At 67.5% G+C, this 19,091-nt stretch carries 16 protein-coding genes; 12 read left to right on the forward strand and 4 right to left on the reverse strand.

From position 1 onward, the window contains the following. Window positions 1–145: 145 nt before the first annotated feature. Window positions 146–388: an acyl-CoA carboxylase subunit epsilon gene (locus RR49_RS11595; RefSeq protein ID WP_048808900.1), complete on the reverse strand. Its 243-nt coding sequence runs from the start codon at window positions 386–388 to the stop codon at window positions 146–148. After that, the gene (locus RR49_RS11600) at window positions 385–1,983 is read right to left on the reverse strand and encodes an acyl-CoA carboxylase subunit beta (RefSeq protein ID WP_045248254.1); all 1,599 of its coding nucleotides are present in this window, start codon (window positions 1,981–1,983) and stop codon (window positions 385–387) included. Before RR49_RS11600 ends, RR49_RS11595 begins: the two co-directional genes overlap by 4 nt. A gap of 123 nt (window positions 1,984–2,106) precedes the next feature. On the opposite strand from RR49_RS11600, the gene RR49_RS11605 reads away from it, so the two are divergent. The 6 genes from RR49_RS11605 to RR49_RS11630 all read left to right on the forward strand — a co-directional run bounded on the left by RR49_RS11605 (window position 2,107) and on the right by RR49_RS11630 (window position 7,883). Further along, a complete protein-coding gene (locus tag RR49_RS11605; protein WP_045248255.1) occupies window positions 2,107–2,901 on the forward strand; it encodes a biotin--[acetyl-CoA-carboxylase] ligase in 795 nt (264 codons plus the stop codon). Between the two features lie 75 nt (window positions 2,902–2,976). Further along, complete coding sequence (locus RR49_RS11610; protein ID WP_045248256.1) at window positions 2,977–3,525, forward strand: PH domain-containing protein; 549 nt, start codon at window positions 2,977–2,979, stop codon at window positions 3,523–3,525. A 52-nt stretch (window positions 3,526–3,577) separates the two neighbouring features. Next, a complete protein-coding gene (locus RR49_RS11615; protein ID WP_045248257.1) occupies window positions 3,578–4,714 on the forward strand; it encodes a 5-(carboxyamino)imidazole ribonucleotide synthase in 1,137 nt (378 codons plus the stop codon). Between the two features lie 133 nt (window positions 4,715–4,847). Continuing rightward, window positions 4,848–5,315 carry a 5-(carboxyamino)imidazole ribonucleotide mutase gene (gene purE, locus RR49_RS11620; RefSeq protein ID WP_045248333.1) on the forward strand — a complete coding sequence of 156 codons (468 nt, stop codon included), beginning with the start codon at window positions 4,848–4,850 and terminating at the stop codon, window positions 5,313–5,315. Continuing rightward, window positions 5,312–6,748, forward strand: a complete 1,437-nt coding sequence (locus RR49_RS11625; protein ID WP_045248258.1) for an LCP family protein — start codon at window positions 5,312–5,314, stop codon at window positions 6,746–6,748. The genes purE and RR49_RS11625 overlap by 4 nt, the downstream gene beginning before the upstream one ends. 46 nt (window positions 6,749–6,794) lie before the next feature. Next, window positions 6,795–7,883, forward strand: coding sequence for a glycosyltransferase (locus tag RR49_RS11630; protein WP_045248259.1), 1,089 nt, complete (start codon window positions 6,795–6,797; stop codon window positions 7,881–7,883). A 10-nt stretch (window positions 7,884–7,893) separates the two neighbouring features. Here RR49_RS11630 and rfbD read toward each other — a convergent pair whose 3' ends face one another. After that, entirely contained in the window at window positions 7,894–9,306 is a 1,413-nt protein-coding gene (rfbD, locus tag RR49_RS11635; RefSeq protein WP_045248260.1) for a dTDP-4-dehydrorhamnose reductase, read from the reverse strand. 3 nt (window positions 9,307–9,309) lie between these two features. After that, window positions 9,310–10,308 carry a dTDP-glucose 4,6-dehydratase gene (gene rfbB, locus RR49_RS11640; protein ID WP_045248261.1) on the reverse strand — a complete coding sequence of 333 codons (999 nt, stop codon included), beginning with the start codon at window positions 10,306–10,308 and terminating at the stop codon, window positions 9,310–9,312. Window positions 10,309–10,387: 79 nt separating this feature from the next. On the opposite strand from rfbB, the gene rfbA reads away from it, so the two are divergent. The 6 genes from rfbA to RR49_RS11670 all read left to right on the forward strand — a co-directional run bounded on the left by rfbA (window position 10,388) and on the right by RR49_RS11670 (window position 18,998). Then, on the forward strand, window positions 10,388–11,260 hold the full coding sequence (rfbA, locus tag RR49_RS11645; protein ID WP_045248262.1) for a glucose-1-phosphate thymidylyltransferase RfbA: 873 nt from the start codon (window positions 10,388–10,390) through the stop codon (window positions 11,258–11,260). 92 nt (window positions 11,261–11,352) lie between these two features. Further along, a complete protein-coding gene (locus tag RR49_RS11650; protein ID WP_052672049.1) occupies window positions 11,353–13,194 on the forward strand; it encodes a rhamnan synthesis F family protein in 1,842 nt (613 codons plus the stop codon). A gap of 29 nt (window positions 13,195–13,223) precedes the next feature. Next, entirely contained in the window at window positions 13,224–15,086 is a 1,863-nt protein-coding gene (locus RR49_RS11655; RefSeq protein ID WP_169815904.1) for a rhamnan synthesis F family protein, read from the forward strand. Between the two features lie 9 nt (window positions 15,087–15,095). Next, window positions 15,096–16,010, forward strand: a complete 915-nt coding sequence (locus RR49_RS11660) for an ABC transporter permease (protein ID WP_048808906.1) — start codon at window positions 15,096–15,098, stop codon at window positions 16,008–16,010. A gap of 23 nt (window positions 16,011–16,033) precedes the next feature. Next, window positions 16,034–17,290 (forward strand): ABC transporter ATP-binding protein, encoded by a 1,257-nt coding sequence (locus RR49_RS11665; protein ID WP_157013190.1) that lies wholly within the window; start codon window positions 16,034–16,036, stop codon window positions 17,288–17,290. Window positions 17,291–17,393: 103 nt separating this feature from the next. Beyond that, entirely contained in the window at window positions 17,394–18,998 is a 1,605-nt protein-coding gene (locus RR49_RS11670; protein WP_045248265.1) for an NAD(P)/FAD-dependent oxidoreductase, read from the forward strand. Window positions 18,999–19,091 lie beyond the last annotated feature (93 nt).

Raw genomic sequence — 19,091 nt, forward strand, 5'->3', positions numbered from 1 at the left:
ACCCGATATCGTCTGCGAGTGGTTCCCTGACCCCGCAACAGTGTCAGGTCGAGCTCTCGCTGGGAAACCCAGCGATATCAGTATTCGCACCTTCAGCGCGCCTGTATGTAGGTACTTCGGGTGACATCGTTCCGACAGCGTCGGATCAACCGCGGAAGCCGCCCCAGCCGCCCCTGCGGTCGATCGATGTGCGCAGCGCACGGCGGGTGAGCTGCCATCCGCTCGGTCGCCGCGCCGGGGCGGCGACCGCTCCCGCCTGTTCGGCCGCATATGCCTCGGTCACCACCGCGACGATCGCCGCCAGCTCCTCGTCCGTCGGGTTGCCGCGACGCACGTCGATGCGCACGGGCACGGGGGACGCGGCATCCGTCTCGTCGAACAGGCTCACAGGGGGATGTTCCCATGCTTCTTCGGCGGGAGCGACGCACGCTTGCCGCGCAGCGCCCGCAGGGCCTTCGCGATCGACACGCGGGTCTGCGCCGGCTCGATGATGCCGTCGAGCTCGCCGCGCTCGGCGGCGAGGAACGGGGAGGTGACGTTGTAGGTGTACTCGTTGGCGAGGCGGGCGCGCACGGCGGCGACGTCCTCGCCGGCCTCCTCGGCGCGCTTGAGCTCGCCGCGGTAGAGGATGTTCACCGCGCCCTGGCCGCCCATGACCGCGATCTCGGCGGTCGGCCATGCCAGGTTGATGTCGGCGCCGAGCTGCTTGGAGCCCATGACGATGTACGCGCCGCCGTAGGCCTTGCGCAGGATCACCGTCACCAGCGGCACTGTCGCCTCGGCATACGCGTAGAGGAGTTTCGCGCCGCGGCGGATGACGCCGGTCCACTCCTGGTCGGTGCCGGGGAGGTAGCCGGGCACGTCGACGAGCGTCACGATCGGGATCGAGAACGCGTCGCAGAAGCGCACGAAACGCGCCGCCTTCTCGCCTGCGTCGATGTTCAGGGTGCCCGCCATCTGCGACGGCTGGTTGGCGATGATGCCCACCGACCGGCCCTCGACGCGGCCGAACCCGATGAGGATGTTCGGCGCGAACAGCGGCTGCACCTCGAGGAAGTCGCCGTCGTCGACGATGTGCTCGATGACGCCGTGCATGTCGTAGGGCTGGTTGGGGGAGTCGGGGATGACCGTGTTGAGGGTGCGGTCGGAGTCGGTCGTCTCGAAGTCGAACGCCGACTCGTAGTCGGGCACCTCCGACATGTTGTTGTCGGGGAGGAAGGCGAGCAGCGAGCGCGCGTAGTCGATCGCGTCCTCCTCGTCGTCGGCGAGGTAGTGCGCGACGCCCGACCGGGTGTTGTGCGTGTGGGCGCCGCCGAGCTCGTCCATCCCGACGTCCTCGCCGGTGACCGTCTTGATCACGTCGGGGCCGGTGACGAACATCTGGCTGGTCTTGTCGACCATGATCACGAAGTCGGTGAGCGCCGGGCCGTAGACGGCACCGCCCGCAGCCGGGCCCATGATGATCGAGATCTGCGGGATCACGCCCGACGAGGCGGTGTTCAGGCGGAAGATCTCGCCGTACTTGCCGAGCGCGACCACACCCTCCTGGATACGCGCGCCGCCCGAGTCGAGCACGCCGATGATCGGGATGCCGCTGCGCAGCGCCAGCTCCATGACCTTGATGATCTTCTCGCCCGCGACCTCGCCGAGGGAGCCCCCGAAGGTCGAGAAGTCCTGCGAGTAGACGGCGACGGTGCGACCGTGGATCGTGCCGACGCCGGTGACGACGGAATCGCCGTAGGGACGCGACTTCTCCATGCCGAACGCGGTGGTGCGGTGGCGCACGTACTCATCGACCTCGGTGAACGACCCGTGGTCGAGCAGCATCTCGATGCGCTCGCGGGCGGTGAGCTTGCCCTTGGCGTGCTGCTTGGTCTGCGCGACGGTCTCGGCGTCGACGACCGCCTCGCGGTAACGGCGGCGCAGGTCCTCGATCTTGGCAGCGGTGGTCGTGAGGTCGGGGGTGTCGGTCACGGATTCCACCCTATCCACCGGCCCCGTCCGACGCTTGGAGGGTTCGGACAACAGGCGGAGGCATCCGCTGTTCCTCGTCTGAGACATGGCGGCGGATGCCGACGGCCCGGAGCCCGCGCGTAGGGTGGCGGCATGCCCATTCCCACCGCAGGATTCCCCCTCGCCGCCGCGGTCAGCCCGAGGCTCCAGGTCGCCGAGCACACCGACTCCACGAACGCCGACCTCGTGGCCGCCGTCCGCGACGCGCCCCGCGACTGGCCGCACCTGTCGGCGCTGCTGACCACCGACCAGCGTCGGGGGCGGGGTCGCCTCGACCGCACCTGGGTCGCGCCACCCGGCGCCGCGCTCGCCCTGTCCGTCGTCGTCGACGTCGCCGGGCTCCCGATTGCGGCCCGCGGCTGGATCCCGCTCGCCGCCGGCGCCGCGATGACCCGCGCTGTCGCCGCGCAGCTGCGCGGAACCGGCAACTCCGCCGGGCTGAAGTGGCCCAACGACGTGCTCGTGGACGGACTGAAGATCTGCGGCATCCTCGCCGAAGCCGTCGCCGGCTCGCCCTCGACCGTCGTCGTCGGCTCCGGAGTGAACACGCGGATGGCCGCGGTCGACCTGCCCGTGACCACAGCGACCTCGTTCGCCGCCCTCGGGGTCGCCGTCGACGAGGATCGCCTGATCGCCGACTACCTGACGGCTCTCGACGAGCAGCTGGCCGCGCTCGCGGCAGCCGGAGGCGACGCGTCGGCGGCGGGTCTGCGAGGTGAGATCGAGTCGCTGTGCCTGACGCTCGGGCGCGCCGTCACCGTGTCCCTCCCCGACGGTTCCGCGCTCGTGGGCGAGGCTGTGCGCATCGACCCCGACGGACGCCTGGTCGTGCGCGGGGCTGCGGGTGAGACGGCCGTCGCAGCGGGAGACGTCACCCACGTGCGGTGAGGTGGGGCGTCGCTCGCCGTTCCGGTCCCGCGTGGCGCAGCTCGCGCCGTCGGTACCGGCCGCCACAATGAGAGGGTGAGCAACACCTCGGCCTACGGCTACGGCCGGCCGCAGACCCCTGCCCCGGGTGTCGACGCGCCCGAACGGCGCATCGCCCGGATGCGACCGGTGGGTGCCGGACTGTTCTGGTCGGCGCTTCTGCTCATCGCAGTGTGCGGCGCGACCGGCTACTTCCTGTTCGACCCGCCTTTCGGGCTGCCGATCTGGGTGCTCCCCGCCGTGGCCGCGATCGTCATCGTGCTGCTCGTCGTACTGCCGTATCTCGCGTGGTCCGCGCACACCTACACGATCACGACGCGCCGGGTCATCGAGCGCAGCGGTCTGCTCTCACGCACCCACCGCGAGGTCGGTCACACGCGCGGCTATGCGATCACCGTCCGGCGCGGCCTGTGGCAGCGTCTGTGGCGCGCGGGCACGATCGAGCTCGCCTCCGGCACCGAGAAACCTCTCGTGCTGCGCGGCATCCGCGACGTGAACCTCGTGCACGAGGTGCTCGTCGACCAGGTCGAGGTCGGACAGATCCTGGCCCACCGCGACAGTCACACCACCGGCGAGACCCTCTGACGCGCACCCGTCGCGACGCCTGCGGCAGAATGGATCGGTCGAAGGGAGACGCATGACCGTGCGCGTCGGAGTCGTCGGGGGCGGGCAGCTCGCCCGCATGATGATCGCCCCGGCGGTCGAGCTGGGCGTGGAGATCCGCGTGCTCGCGGAGGAGCCGGGCATGTCGGCGGCGCTCGCCGCGACGGCCGTGGGCGACTACCGAGACATCGAGACGGTGCGGGCGTTCGCGAAAGACGTCGACGTGCTCACCTTCGACCACGAGCACGTTCCGCAGGACGTGCTGCGCGCCCTCATCGCCGACGGCGTCGCCGTGCACCCCGGGCCGGACGCCCTGCAGTACGCGCAGGACAAGCTCGCGATGCGCCGCAAGGTCGCCGAGCTCGGCCTCCCTCAGCCCGACTGGGCGGAGGTCGCCGACGCCGAGGCGCTGGGTGCATTCCTCGCCTCCCACGGCAGCCGCGCCGTGGTCAAGACTCCGCGCGGCGGCTACGACGGCAAGGGCGTGCGGGTCGTCGGTGCGGCCACCGACGCCGACGACTGGTTCGCGGCGCTCGCCGAGGATGGCCGCGGCGGTGCGCTGCTCGTCGAGGAGCTCGTCGACTTCGACCGCGAGCTCGCCGCGCAGGTCGCCCGCCGCCCCTCGGGGGAGCTCGTCGCGTATCCGGTCGTGGAGACGGTGCAGCGCGGCGGCGTGTGCGCCGAGGTCGTCGCCCCGGCGGCGGGCCTCGCCCCCGAGGTCGCCGCCGAGGCGACCCGCATCGCGACCGGCGTCGCGCACGGCGTCGGCGTCACCGGGATGCTGGCGGTCGAGCTGTTCGCGACGGCCTCCGGACGCGTGCTGGTCAACGAGTTCGCGATGCGCCCGCACAACAGCGGCCACTGGACGCAGGACGGCGCGGTGACAAGCCAGTTCGAGCAGCACCTGCGTGCCGTGCTCGATCTGCCCCTGGGCGACACCGCCGCGCGCGCGCCCTGGACCGTCATGATCAACGTGCTCGGCGGCCCCGTCGCCGGATCGCTCGACGAGCGCTTCGCTGCGGCGATGGCCGCGCACCCCGACGCGAAGGTGCACGCGTACGGCAAGGCGCCCCGACCCGGGCGGAAGGTCGGCCACGTCAACGTGTCGGGGAGCGATCTCGACGCGGTCCGCGCGGACGCCGCGGCCGCGGCATCCTTCTTCCTCGACTGAGGCGTGCGCCGGGCGCCCGGCGCCCGGATGCCGTGACCGCGCGCCGTTGCGGTGGTGTCCAGCACGAGCGCCCTAGCCTGGACGGGTGACGCGCGCGCTGCATTCCTCCGACGCGCCCCTCGTCGGGGTCGTGATGGGTTCCGACTCCGACTGGCGGGTGATGGCCGACGCCTCCCAGGTGCTGAGCGACTTCGGCGTGCCGCACGAGGTCGAGATCGTCTCCGCCCACCGCACCCCCGACAAGCTGATCGCCTACGGGCGTGAGGCGCGCGGCCGCGGCCTGAAGGCGATCATCGCGGGCGCCGGCGGTGCCGCGCACCTCCCCGGGATGCTCGCCTCCGTCACCGCCCTCCCCGTCATCGGGGTGCCGGTGCCGCTCGCGACCCTCGACGGGCTCGACTCGCTGCTGTCGATCGTGCAGATGCCCGGCGGCATCCCGGTCGCGACCGTCTCGATCGGCGGCGCGAAGAACGCCGGGCTGCTCGCCGTGCGCATCCTCGGCGCCTCCGATCCGCGCCTCGCCGACAGGGTCGAGGCGTACGCGCGCGAGCTGGAGGATCAGGTGGCGCAGAAGAACCGCCGCCTGAAGGACAGCCTGTGACCGTCGCCCCCCGCACCCCCCGGCGGCCGGGCGACGAACGGGGTCTCGTCAACCCCTATCCGATCCGCTACCCCGACAGCACGTCGCCGGCGGTCATGACGCGGCGGGCCTGGTGGCTCGTCGTCGTGAACCTCCTGATCCCGGGCTCGGCACAGGCCGCGGCGGGCAACCGCCGCCTCGCGAAACTCGGCCTCGGTGCGACCCTCGTCATGTGGGTGCTCGCGGTTCTGGCCGTGCTCGTCGCCGTTGTGTGGCGACCGTTCTTCCTCACGGTCGTCACGAACAGTCTCGTGCTGCTGATCATCCAGATCGCCCTCGTCGCGTACGCCGTGCTCTGGATCGTGCTCGCCCTCGACACGCTGCGGCTCGTACGGCTCATCAAGACGCGCCCGTGGGCACGCCTCGCGGTGCCGGCCGCTGTCGTCGCGGTGACGCTCGTCGTCAGCGGCGGCGCGGGGTACGCGGCGGTGCTGGTCGGCTCGGCACGGAATGCGCTCGGGTCGGTGTTCAGCGCGGGCGGCCCCGCCGTCGCGCCGACCGACGGGTACTACAACATCCTCCTGCTGGGCGTCGACAGCGGAGCGGGACGCGATTCGATGCGCCCCGACAGCATCTCCGTGGCATCCGTCAACGCCGACACCGGACAGGTCACGATCACCGGTATCCCGCGCGACATGAAGGACGTGCCGTTCGCGCCGGGGCCGATGCAGACGCTCTTCCCCGACGGCTACAAGGGCAAGAACTGCGGCACCGCCCACTGCGCGATCAACGAGATCTTCACCGAGGTGAACGTGCTCCGCAAGGGCACCGACATCTATCCCGACGCGACCACGTATCAATACAGCCCCGGTATCGAAGCGGTGAAGGATGCCGCGGAGGGCGTCACCGGACTCACGATCCCGTACTACGTCTTCATCGACATGGACGGCTTCGCGGCCCTCATCGACGCGCTCGGCGGCATCGACATCACCGTCACCGAACGACTCCCGAAGGGCTGGGGGCCGACGTACACGAACGAGCCCGCGAGCAAGTGGGCGATCGGGTGGATCGAGCCGGGTGCGCAGCACATGGATGGCGACACGGCGCAGTGGTACGCCCGCTCGCGCTACACGACGAGCGACTGGGACCGGATGCTCCGCCAGCGTCAACTGCAGGAGGCGATCCTCGCGCAGTTCACCCCGGCGAACGTGCTCTCGCGCTTCCAGGATGTCGCCAACGCCGGCACCCACATCATCGAAACGGACATCCCCGACTCGATGATCGGCTATTTCCTCGATCTCGCGATCAAGGCGAAGGGTCAGCCCGTGCAGTCGCTCGAGCTCACGCCCGCCGGTGCGAACATCGACCCCGACAACCCCGACTTCGCGACCATCCGCACGCTCGTCGCGCAGAAGCTGCACCCGTCGACCGCATCGCCGAGCCCGTCCGACTGAGCGCGTGCTCGGGTTCGCCCGGGGCGGGGTGGGTAGTCTCGATGTCATGACGGTGACCCTGCGCGTGGTGCTCGATCAACTGGTCGGAGCGCCCGCGTCGGAATTCACCGCGGTGTCCGCCGAGGTGGCGCGCGCGCTCATCGCGACCGCGCCGCGCGACTGCGAGGTGGCGGCCCTGGTGCCCGCCGGAGACTCCGCCGCCCTCGAGCGCGAGGTGCCCGGTCTCGCCCGCGTCGACGCGGTCGGGATGCCGCGGTCCGCCGCTCTGACGTCCTGGCAGCTCGGCGTCGCGCCGGGTGTCGGCGGCGGGCTCATCCACTCGCCCACTCTCGCGGCGCCGCTCGTGCGTCACGACCGCATCAACGACAACGACCAGACGATCGTGACGCTGTGGGAGATCCCGGACTTCTCGGATGCCGCGTCGAAGACCGCCGCGCTCGCGCACAAGGCGATGCTCAAGCGCGCCGAACGGCACGCCGACGCCGTGATCGTCCCGACCCATGCGATCGCGGAGCGACTGGCGGCGACCACGAAGCTGCGCGGCCGTGTACGCGTGATCGCGGGGGCGGCACCTGAGGGGTTTGCCGTTCCCGGTGACGCGATCGGACGCCGCCGCGCGCTCGTCGTGCCCGACCGCGTGCTCGTGCTCGACGGTGCGGGTGCCGAGGCCGACCTCGACGCCGGATTCGCGGCGGCACTGTGCGGCGCCCCGGATGTGCCGATCGTCGTGCTGGGCGCCGGCGACATGCGCGTCGACCGGGTGAGGGCGCGGGCGGAGCAGGCCGGGGTGCCGAGCGCCCACCTGCGGGTGCTCGCCGGGCTCGACGCGCACGACCGCGCGGCGGTGCTGGATGCGGCGGTCGCCGTCATCGCGCCCTCGCGGGCCTCGGCGTTCCCGTGGCGGGTCCTCGAGGCGTTCGCCGTGGGGGTGCCGGTCATCGCCGCGGACTGCGACGACCATCGGGAGATCATCGTCGACGGGGGAGTGCTCGTCGACCCCGCCGAGCTCGGCGCAGCGCTGCATGACGCGATCGGCGACAGCGCGCGACTGCGGGTGCTGGCCCGCGATCGCGGACGCGGCTTCTCCTGGTCCGACCACGCCGCGCGGGTCTGGGAGCTCCACGCGGAGCTGTGAGGCGCTCGCGTCAGAAGCTGCCGAGATAGCGAACCAGTGCATCCTCGACGCGCGCGGGGGTGAATCCTGATGCCTGGATCGCCGTAAGGTCGAGCACGCTGTTCGCCGGGCGCGGCGCGACGGCCGCTGTGGCGTCTGCGAAGTACTCGGCGGTCGACACCGGGCGCACGCGCTCCGGGTCGTTCCCGGTGAGCCGGAAGACCTCGCGGGCGATGTCGAACCAGGATGCTGCGTCTCCGCCGTTCGTGACGTTGTAGGTGCCGTAGGTGGCGCCCGTCTCGAGAAGGTGGGCAATGGCGTCGGCGATCGTGTCGGTGAAAGTCAGTCGACCGACCTGGTCGTCGACGACCGCGGGGTCGATGCCGCGGCCGGCGAGGGAGGCCATCGTGCGCACGAAGTTGTTGCCGTCGCCGATCACCCAGCTGGTGCGGATGACGTAGTGGCGGGGAACCGTCGCGACGATGGCGTCGCCGGCCGCCTTGCTCTGGCCGTAGACGCCCAGCGGCGCGAACGGATCGGTCTCGGTGTATGCGTTCTGCTTCGTGCCGTCGAAGACGTAATCGCTGGAGACGTGAACGAGCGTGATGCCGTTCGCGGTCGCGATACGGGCGAGAGCGGCGACCGCGGTCGCGTTCGCCTCCCAGGCGGCGACGCGTCCCTCGGGGGTCTCCGCCTTGTCGACCGCGGTGTAGGCGGCTGCGTTGATGATCGTGTCGTAGTCGCGCCACCGGCGGGCCGATGCGAGCTCGTCGGAGGTGAGGTCGAGGTCGTCGCGGGTCGCGAACTCGGCCCAGGCGGCATCCGCGAATCGCTGACGCAGCGCGCGGCCGAGCTGCCCGTTCGCGCCGAGAACGAGGGTCTTGCGGCGCGGGATCGGGGTGACGTCGGCGAGGCGCGGGTGCGCGAGGTCCTTCGGGCTGATCTCCACGTCGGCCAGCGGGATAGGCCAGGCGATCGCGGCGGTCTCGTCGGCGAGGTTCAGGAAAGAGTACGTCGCGCTCGGTGACCAGTGGTCGTTGACGAGGTAGACGTAGGCGGTGTTCGGCTCGAGCGTCTGGTACGAGTTGCCGACACCGCGCGGTACGAAGATGGCGGTGGAGGCGTCGAGCTCCGCGGTCACGACCGCCCCGAACGTCGGCCCCTCGCGCAGGTCCACCCATGCGCCGAAGATGCGTCCGGTCGCGACCGAGACGAACTTGTCCCAGGGCTCCGCGTGGATGCCGCGGGTGGTCCCGACGGCGTCGTTGAAGGAGATGTTGTTCTGCACCGGACCGAAGTCCTCGAGTCCGGCGGCGAGCATCTTCTCGCGCTGCCAGTTCTCCTTGAACCAGCCGCGGTTGTCGCCGTGCACGGGCAGATCGAAGATCACCAGGCCCGGGATCGCGGTCTCACGGCGAGCGAGGGCCTTGCCGACGTCGACCACCGGTCACTGCCCCTTCGTGGCGTAGAACGCCTCGGTGGCGTCCTTGGACGGCGCCCACCAGGCCTCGTTCGCGCGGTACCAATCGATGGTGTTCGCGAGACCCGACTCGAAATCCTGGAACTGCGGCGTCCAGCCGAGCTCGGTGCGCAGCTTCGTCGAATCGATCGCGTAGCGCAGGTCGTGCCCGGCGCGGTCGGTGACGTGGTCGTAGGCGTCGCGGGGCTGCCCCATCGTCTCGAGGATGAGCTCGACGACATCCTTGTTGTTGCGCTCGCCGTCGGCGCCGATGAGGTACGTCTGGCCCAGCTCGCCCTTCTCGAGGATGGTGAGCACCGCCGACGAGTGGTCGTCGGCGTGGATCCAGTCGCGCACGTTCTCGCCCGCGCCGTAGAGCTTGGGGCGGATGCTGCGGATCACGTTCGTGATCTGACGCGGGATGAACTTCTCCACGTGCTGGAACGGCCCGTAGTTGTTCGAGCAGTTCGAGATCGTGGCCCGCACACCGAAAGAGCGCACCCAGGCGCGGACGAGGAGGTCAGAGCCCGCCTTCGTCGACGAGTACGGCGACGACGGGTTATAGGGCGTCGACTCGGTGAAGCGCGCCGGGTCGTCGAGCTCGAGGTCGCCGTAGACCTCGTCGGTCGAGATGTGGTGCAGGCGCGTGTCGTGGCGGCGGGCCGCCTCGAGCAGCGTGTACGTGCCGATGATGTTGGTGTCGAGGAACGGCCGCGGGTCGTTGAGGCTGTTGTCGTTGTGGGACTCGGCCGCGTAGTGCACGACCGCGTCGACGCCCGCGAACAGCTCGTCGACGAGGGCGGCGTCGGCGATGTCGCCCTGCACGAACGACACCCGGTTCTCGGGGAGCCCGTCGAGCGAGGCGCGGTTGCCCGCGTAGGTGAGCTTGTCGAGCACGGTCACGTGGTGGTCGGTGTGGGCCACCACGTGGTGCACGAAATTCGAACCGATGAAACCGGCGCCGCCGGTGACGAGAAGCTTGGCCACGAGAGAACGCTACCGTGCGCGTCCTCGGCGATCCGTCGGCGTTTGGTCAGGCTCGGCCTCATCGGGGAGACTGGAGTCCATGCGTGGAATCATCCTGGCCGGCGGTACCGGCTCGCGGCTGCACCCCATCACCCTCGGTGTCTCGAAGCAGCTCGTCCCGGTGTACGACAAGCCGATGATCTACTACCCGCTCTCGACGCTGATCCTCGCGGGCATCCGCGACATCCTCGTCATCACGACGCCGCACGACGCCGCGCAGTTCGAGCGCCTGCTCGGCGACGGCTCGCAGTTCGGGGTGTCGATCACGTACAAGCAGCAGCCGTCGCCCGACGGGCTCGCGCAGGCGTTCGTGCTCGGTGAAGAGCACATCGGCTCGGAGTCGGCCGCGCTCGTGCTCGGAGACAACATCTTCTACGGCCAGGGCATGGGCACTCGCCTGCGTCAGTACAGTGACCTCGAGGGCGGCGTCGTGTTCGGCTACTGGGTCGACGACCCGACCGCCTACGGCGTGGTGGAATTCGACGCGGCAGGGCGCGCCGTCTCCCTCGAGGAGAAGCCCGCCCACCCGAAGTCGAACTGGGCTGTGCCCGGACTCTACTTCTACGACAACGACGTGGTCGAGATCGCCAAGAACCTCACCCCGTCGCCGCGCGGCGAGCTCGAGATCACCGACGTCAACAAGACCTACCTCGAGCAGGGTCGGCTGCAAGTCGAACTCCTGCCGCGCGGCACCGCCTGGCTCGACACCGGAACGTTCGACTCGCTCAGCGAGGCGACGGACTTCATCCGCACCGTCGAGAAGCGTCAGGGCCTGTCGATCGGATGCCCCGAAGAGGTCGCCTGGCGTCTCGGGTTCCTGAGCGACGACGAGTTGCGTGAGCGCGCCCAGCCCCTCGTGAAGAGCGGATACGGCGCGTACCTGCTCAAGGCTCTCGAGCAGGGGCGCGGGTGATCGCCGACGCGACGAGCGGGCGGGGGACAGCGCCGTTCAGGGATGGTGGGCGACGTCTCATCATTTACGTGATCTGGGATCGGCGAGGTCAGGTGGAGGACTACGTCCTTCACGCACTATCCGGTCTTCGTACGCCCACCACGGACATCCTCGCCGTCGTGAACGGCAAGCTCGCCGAGAACGCGCGCGAGCGACTCGCGCCGCTGGTGAGCGACGTGCTCGTTCGCCGCAACCGTGGCTTCGACATATGGGCGCACAAAGAAGCGCTCGACTACCTGGGCGATGGGGTAGGCGACTACGACGAGATCGTGATGACGAACGACACCTGGTTCGGACCTGTCCGGCCGTACGCGCCCGTATTCGAAGACATGGATCGGCGATCCGTCGACTTCTGGGGGATGACCGACCATGCGCGGGAAGAGCCCAACCCGTTCACTGGTGAGGGGGTGCTCCATTATCATCTTCAGTCGTTCTGGATCGCTGTGCGACCGCCGATGTTCCTGTCGCAAGAGTGGCGGACCTACTGGGCCGAGCTCCCGGAGATGCCCGACTACTTCGACGCGGTCCTGAAGCACGAGGTGGTGTTCACGCACCGATTCGCCGAGCTCGGATTCGTTCACGACGTCGCCTTTCCGTCGGCGTCATACCCGACGGATCACCCCGCGCTGTTCAACGCTGACCTCCTGATCGATGACGGATGTCCTCTCGTCAAGCGGCGTCCGTTCTTCCACTACCCGCCCTTCCTCGACCGGCATGCCGTCATCGGGAGGGAGTTGCTCGATCGGATCGCAGCGGCCGGTTACCCGACCGAGCTGATTCTCGACAATCTGTCGCGCAACGTGTCGCCGCGGATCGTGAACACGAACGCAGGCATGCTCGAGGTCTTCGGGGACCGCGCGAGCGACTATGACGAGACCAATCCGCCGAGGCTAGCGGTGCTCCTGCACGTCTCATCCGTTCCGCACCTCGACCCTTTGCTCGATCTTCTCGTCGCGCTCCCCGTGTGCGCCGACCTGTATGTGAGCGCGGTCGAGGGCGACGTCGCGGATGCCGTCGACGGCATCCTCTCGCGCCGCGACATGTCCGGATTCGGGACGGTGGAGGTGCGCGCGATTCCGAAGAACCCCGGGCGCCACATGGCGGCCTTCTTCGTCGGTCATCGCGACGTCATCGAGAACGGCTCGCACGATCTCCTTCTCCTGCTTCATGCGAAGTCCTCGGTGCGCAAGTCCAGGGCAGTCAGCGCGTACTTCTCGTCCCATCAGATCGACAATCTCATCGGATCGCCCGGGTTCTTCGCGAACCTCCTCGGGCTGTTTCAGCGCGAGCCCGGTCTCGGTGCCGTCTTCCCCCCCACGATCCGTGTCGGGATTCCCGCGACCGGCTCGGCATGGTCGGTGTACCGGGGACGAGTGGCGGACACCCTGAAGTCGGCGGGGGTGAAGGTGCCGCTCGACGGGGCGTCGATCGTCGCTCCTCTCGGCGGGATGCTGCTCGGGCGTCGCGAGGCGGTGCGCACGATGCTGTACCGGACGTGGACCTACGAGGACTACGCCCCCTCCGTCAAGTACACGGGAATCTCGCTCGCGCAGACGCAGGAGCGGATGGTGGTGTACACGATGGGTGAACATGGCTTCCACTGTCGAACAGTGTTGAACTCCGAGCACGCAGCTGTCAGCCATACGCAAGTCGAGTTCGAACTCGATCAGCTTCTTTCCACGACGCCGGGTTACCCGGTCGATCAGATTTCGTTCTTCCATCGGGCGGGGTGGGCGCCCCACGGAGGAATCGTCGGGATGACGCGCATGTACATCCGGGCGAATCATCCCCGCGTCGCGAGGTTCATCGAGCCGGTCTATTATCGGGCGCGTCGCGTCGTGATTCTGTGCAAGGGGCTCGCCCGTCGAGTACTCCGTCGAGGGGACGAGAACTGATGTCGACGGGTCAGCATGTATCCGAACGCGTGCGCCATGTGCTCTATACGGCCTTTGTTTCGGACGGTAGGTTGTCCGCGGGAGCGTTCTATGCGCTCGCCGCGCTGCGGACCGCGGCTGACGGCGACGTCACGGTCGTCGCGCGCGGGGAGCTGAGCAGCGAGGCGCGGCGTTCGCTCGACGAGGTCGCGGATCTGATTATCACGGTTCCCGTCGCCACGAGCGTGACAGCGGCATGGGCGGTAGGTATACGCCATCTGCCCAGCGATGCATGGTCCGGTCCCGTCGAGCTCGTGGTGACCGACGATTCGTGGTTCGGTCCGGTTGGAGACCTCGCCGGGTTGTTCGCGCGCATGGCGAGTTCGCAGGCCGACCTTTGGGGTCTGACCGAGCACGTCCGACGAAATGGCGGCGCGGCGGGGCGCCTACGGATCAACTGGCTCGTCGTTCGCGACGGAGTCCTGCGCTCATCCGAGTGGGAGCAGTTCTGGCGCGACGGAGTCGATGCGGGATCCGAAGAGGCTCCGGATGTTCCGGTCCGGGTGGTCGAAGAACATCTCAACGCGGCGGGGTTCGGGCGCGATGTCGCGTTCCCCGGCACGGACTTCGATTCGCTGGATCCGGCGCTGTGCAACCCCGATCTGCTCGTCGCGGCTGGATGCCCGATGGTGGACAGGATCTGCTTCGACACCTTCCCTTCCGTGCTCAACGAGAAGGGTGTCGTGCCCCGTAACCTTCTACGTCAGCTGGCGTCGGCGGGATATCCGGCGGATCTGATCCTCCGTTCCCTCGTCAAGACGACTGAACCACGCGTGCTCTACACGAACGCCGCAATGCATGAAGTCCTCCCGTACCTGGAAAGCTCCGACCGGGCTGCGGGGAGGTCGATCAAGGCTCTCGCCGCGCTCCACATCTTCTACCCGGAGATGACCGACGAGATGGTGGATCTCGTCGAGCGACTACCGTGTCCGTACGACCTGGTGATCACGACTCCGGACGAGGCCAAGAGACAGAGCATCCTGGATCGCCTCGCCGCGCGGAGCGTGCGCGCGCTGGAGACCGACGTGCGAGTGCTGGCATCCAACGATGGTCGCGATCAGAGCGCGTTCCTGATCGGCTGCCGGGATCGTCTGACCGACCCGACGTACGATCTCGTCGTCAAGCTCCACTCGAAGAAGACTCCGCAGGACGGGTTCAATGTCGGCCGTCACTTCCGCGAGCAGCAGTTTCTAAACCTGCTTGCGACCGAGGGGTACGCGGCGAACCTCGTCGCGCTCTTCGAGCGCGAGCCGGGTCTCGGCATCGTCTACCCCCCGATGATCCATATCGGTTATCCCACGCTCGGTCGAGGGTGGTGGTCGAACAAACCAGGGTTCGCGACGCTGGCCCGGACCTTGGGTGTGGAGGTTCCGCTCGACGAGATCTCACCGCTCGCGCCGTTCGGCTCGATGTATGTCGCGCGGCCGGCCGCGCTTCGCCGCCTCGTCGATCACCCGTGGTCGTTCGCGGACTTCGGCGGCGCCGAGGCGTACCGCGACGGGGGGCTTGCGCACGTCCTCGAGCGCATGCCCACGTACGTGGCCGCTCAGGACGGCTACTACACACGCACCGTGAGTACGAGAGACTACTTCGCGATCAGCCACACGATGATGGAATACGCGCTCGACGAGGTCGCCGGGCAGATTCCGGGAGGCATGACCGATCGGATCGCGTCCGTCAAGCGCGCCGGATACGTGGGTCACGGGACGCGGCGTGACTTCGTGCGAATGTACCTCGCCGTGCATCCTCGGATCGCTCGTATGATCGGCGTCGCCCTCCCGCTCCTGAGGCGCTCCTCGGCGGGCAGACGGCGCGCTCGTGGACGTTCCTCGTCCGCGGGATCAGAAGGTTAGGATTCGATGATGTCTGACAGTCCGGTGGCGGTCGAGCGTTATAGACGACTTGCCGCTCTCCCGCTCAGCGGTACGACGGCGCGCCGCGGAGCCAGCGTGTGGGGCGTCGTCGCTCCCATCCGTGAGATCTTCCGGTATCGCGAGATGCTGGATCTCCTCGTGAGACGTGACCTGAAAGCGCGCTACAAGGACTCGGTGCTCGGGTTCTTCTGGTCGATGGCGCGACCGCTCATGCAATTGGCCATCTATTTCATCGTCGTAGGACAGTTCCTGCAGGCCGCGAAGGGCATACCCGATTTCGCGGTGTATATTTTTTCCGGTCTGACGGCGATGGGTCTGTTCTCTGAAATTCTGCTCGGCGCGACCGGTTCGATCCTGGGCAACGCGGGCTTGGTGAAGAAGGTGTTTGTGCCGCGCGAGCTCTTCCCGCTCGCCAGCATCGGATCCGCTCTCTTCAACTTCGGCGTGCAGCTGGTCATCCTGCTGCTGGCGACGCTGGTCGTCGGCAAGTTCCCGCTCCACACCCAACTCTGGTACGCGCCGCTTTCCCTCGCCGTGATCGTGGTGTACGGGGCCGCGTTCGGCATCCTCTTCAGCGCATGGAACGTCTATCTGCGCGATGTCCAGTATCTGGTGGAGCTGGGAACGATGATTCTGTTCTGGGCCAGCCCCGTCGTCTACTCGTGGCAGATGGTCGCGTCGCTCATCAAGTCGCCCGTCGTGCTAGAGGTGTACACGAACAACCCTCTGACCCTCGCCGTCATCGGGTTCCAGCATGCGTTCTGGGTCGCCGGTGACGGGTACGCCCAACCGACCGAGCTGTGGCTGCGGCTGACAATCGCGCTCGGGGTGGGTGTCGTCATCCTTTTTGCGAGTCACCGGGTCTTCCTGCGGCTGCAGGGCAATTTTGCGCAGGAGCTATGAACGCTGAAGGGACTGTGAGCCGAATGGCCGCGCCGGAGCGCCCGAACGTCGTCGAGGTGACGAACGTCGACAAGCGATTCACTATCCGCAAGGATTCCTCCCTCAAGGAGCGCGTCGTGACCCTGGGCCGGCAGGGGAGGAAATACCGCCAGGACTTCTGGGCGCTGCGCGACGTGTCGGTTGATATCCAAGCCGGCACCACCATCGGCCTGATCGGGCACAATGGCTCCGGGAAGAGCACGCTTCTCAAGGTCATCGGGGGCATCCTCGATCCTACCGACGGATCCGTGAGGCGACGCGGGCGTCTGGCGGCCCTCCTCGAGCTCGGTGCCGGTTTCCATCCGGACCTCACCGGGCGGGAGAACGTCTTCCTGAACGCTTCCGTCCTGGGGCTGACCCGGGAAGAGACCGCGGCCCAGTTCGACGACATCGTCCGATTCTCGGGCATCGGCGACTTCATCGACACCCAGGTCAAGTTCTACTCGTCGGGTATGTACGTGCGTCTTGCCTTCGCCGTCGCTGTACACACAGACCCCGACATACTTCTCGTCGATGAGGTTCTCGCGGTGGGTGACGAGGCCTTTCAACGAAAATGCCTCGACAAAATCCGAGCGTTCCAGGCCGAGGGTCGCACGATCATCATCGTCAGCCATGCGCTCGGTCAGGTGACCGAGCTGTGCGATCGGGTGATCCTGCTCGACCATGGGCAGGTGTTCTTCGACGGCGCCCCGATCACGGCGGTCGCCCACTTCCGCGATCTGCTCGAGCAGCAGCGGCTCGAACAGGAGCCGTCTGATGAGTCGGATGGGCGGGAGGCGGATTTCGTCCGTGATACCGAAGAGGAGCGCGACGGCGCACGGCGCCCGCGCGGGCGTGTCGCCCGTGTGCTCTCCGTGGACGTTCGCGCGGAGGGCAAGGATCCGGGAGATGTCATCGCGTTCGGTGACCAAATGATCATCGATGTGACGGTCGAGTCGGCGTCCCGACTTGAAGGCTGGGCGTGCGCGATCGGCATCGATAACCCGCTAGGTCAGAATGTATTCGGCGTCGCGTCCGACAAGATCGACGTGTCGCTTCCACCGCTGGAAGGCGCCGCCACGATCCGTTTCGAGCTGTCCGATGTGAACTTCGCGGTCGGCAAGTACTTCGTCAACGCCTCGATCATGGACTCGACCGACGCGCATCTCCAAGACCTGATGCAAGCCGCATCCTTCGACGTGGAGGAACGCCAGCGTTCCACCGGGATGATCTGCCTGCCCGCGAGGATCGCGCAGCTCTGAAAAGGCCCGTTCCTTTCGCTGTGATAGCGTTGCGGGGTTGCCCCGTGACGGTCTCATGTCGCGCGTCTGGCGAGCGCCCGTGTCCGCACTACCTGGAGTTTTTATGTCGAAAAAGGCCGTCGTGATCGGAGCCGGCCCTGCCGGACTCACCGCCGCCTACGAGTTCCTCACCCGCGCAGACGAGGGTCCGGAGCCCGTTGTCCCTCAGGTTTTTGAGGGCTCGAGCGACATCGGTGGCATCTCGAAGACGGTGAACTTCAAGGGCAACCGGATCGACATCGGTGGACATCGATTCTTCTCCAAATCCGACACGGTCATGGAGTGGTGGCTCAACATCCTTCCTCCGGAAAAGACCGGCGGCGAGACGTTCACCTTGAAGTATCAGGGTAAATCGCGCCCGTTCGAGGGTGACGCGGACGGCGTCGATCCGGAAACGACCGACGACGTGATGCTGGTGCGCAGCCGCCTCAGCCGGATCTACTACCTCCGCTCCTTCTTCAACTACCCGATCACCCTCGAGTGGTCGACGATGAAGAATCTCGGCCTGTGGCGCCTGACCAAGATCGGCTTCTCCTACATTCGCGCACGCCTGATCCCGTTGAAGGAGGTCTCGCTCGAGGAGTTTTACATCAACCGCTTCGGGCGTGAGCTCTACGACACCTTCTTCAAGTCGTACACGGAGAAGGTGTGGGGTGTGCCGGTCAGCGACATCGAGCCGGACTGGGGAGCCCAGCGGGTGAAAGGCCTGTCGATCTCCAAGACCCTCGCGCATGCCGTGAAGAAAACGTTCAGCCGCAACAAGCCGAAGGACATCGCGCAGAAGGACGTCGAGACCAGCCTCATCGAGTCGTTCCTCTACCCCAAGCTCGGGCCTGGATATCTGTGGGAGAAGGTGGCCGAGCGCGTCGAGGAGAAGGGCGGCTCCATCGCGATGGAGCACTCTGTCGTCGGACTCCACGCGGACGGAAACCGCATCGTGGCCGCCGACGTGCGAGACAACAAGACCGGCGAGCTCTCACGCGTCGAGGGCGACTACTTCATCAGCACGATGCCGGTGAAGGACCTCATCGCCTCGATCCAGGACGTCGATGTTCCGTCGAACGTGAGCGACGTGGCTGCGGCGCTTCCGTATCGCGACTTCATTACGGTTGGTCTCGTCGTGAAGAAGCTTTCCATCCCCGGCGCGGTCGATCGTGACGGTGTGGCCGGTCGTGTACCCGACAACTGGATCTACATCCAGGAGCCCGACGTACTCGTGGGCCGCCTCCAGGTGTTCAACAACTGGAGTCCCTACATGGTCAACGACCCCGACACGGTGTGGGTCGGCATGGAGTACTTCGTGCAAGAGGGGGATCACCTCTGGAACATGGCCGATGACGATCTCATCGCCTTCGGCGTCTCCGAGCTCGCGAAGATCGGAATCATCGATCAGGCGGACTTCCTCGAGGGGACGGTGCTCCGCGTCGAGAAGACCTACCCCGCGTACTTCGGCGCGTACCGCCGGTTCGATGAGGTGCGCTCGTTCGTCGATGGATTCGAGAACCTTTTCCTCGTGGGCCGAAACGGAATGCACCGCTACAACAACCAGGACCACTCGATGTTGACGGCAATCGAAGCCGTCAACAACATCCTCACCGGACGCACGGACAAGTCGAACATCTGGGACGTGAACGTCGAGCAGGAGTACCACGAGGAGAAGTCCGAGTAAGGGCCTTTCTCTTTAGAAACCCCGCGAACGCTCTCCTCGAGAGAGCTCGCGGGGTTTCGGCGTGTTCCAGCTCCATGTCGCAGGTGCCGTGAG

This window comes from Microbacterium ginsengisoli (genome assembly GCF_000956535.1).
GTDB classification, from domain to species: domain Bacteria; phylum Actinomycetota; class Actinomycetes; order Actinomycetales; family Microbacteriaceae; genus Microbacterium; species Microbacterium ginsengisoli.

Coding starts and splice junctions, on each gene's coding strand:
- RR49_RS11615 (WP_045248257.1), top strand. CDS start 3,578: ATGACCGTGCGCGTCGGAGTCGTCGGGGGCGGGCAGCTCGCCCGCATG.
- rfbA (WP_045248262.1), top strand. CDS start 10,388: ATGCGTGGAATCATCCTGGCCGGCGGTACCGGCTCGCGGCTGCACCCC.
- RR49_RS11630 (WP_045248259.1), top strand. CDS start 6,795: ATGACGGTGACCCTGCGCGTGGTGCTCGATCAACTGGTCGGAGCGCCC.
- RR49_RS11665 (WP_157013190.1), top strand. CDS start 16,034: ATGGCCGCGCCGGAGCGCCCGAACGTCGTCGAGGTGACGAACGTCGAC.
- RR49_RS11670 (WP_045248265.1), top strand. CDS start 17,394: ATGTCGAAAAAGGCCGTCGTGATCGGAGCCGGCCCTGCCGGACTCACC.
- RR49_RS11605 (WP_045248255.1), top strand. CDS start 2,107: ATGCCCATTCCCACCGCAGGATTCCCCCTCGCCGCCGCGGTCAGCCCG.
- RR49_RS11660 (WP_048808906.1), top strand. CDS start 15,096: ATGTCTGACAGTCCGGTGGCGGTCGAGCGTTATAGACGACTTGCCGCT.
- purE (WP_045248333.1), top strand. CDS start 4,848: ATGGGTTCCGACTCCGACTGGCGGGTGATGGCCGACGCCTCCCAGGTG.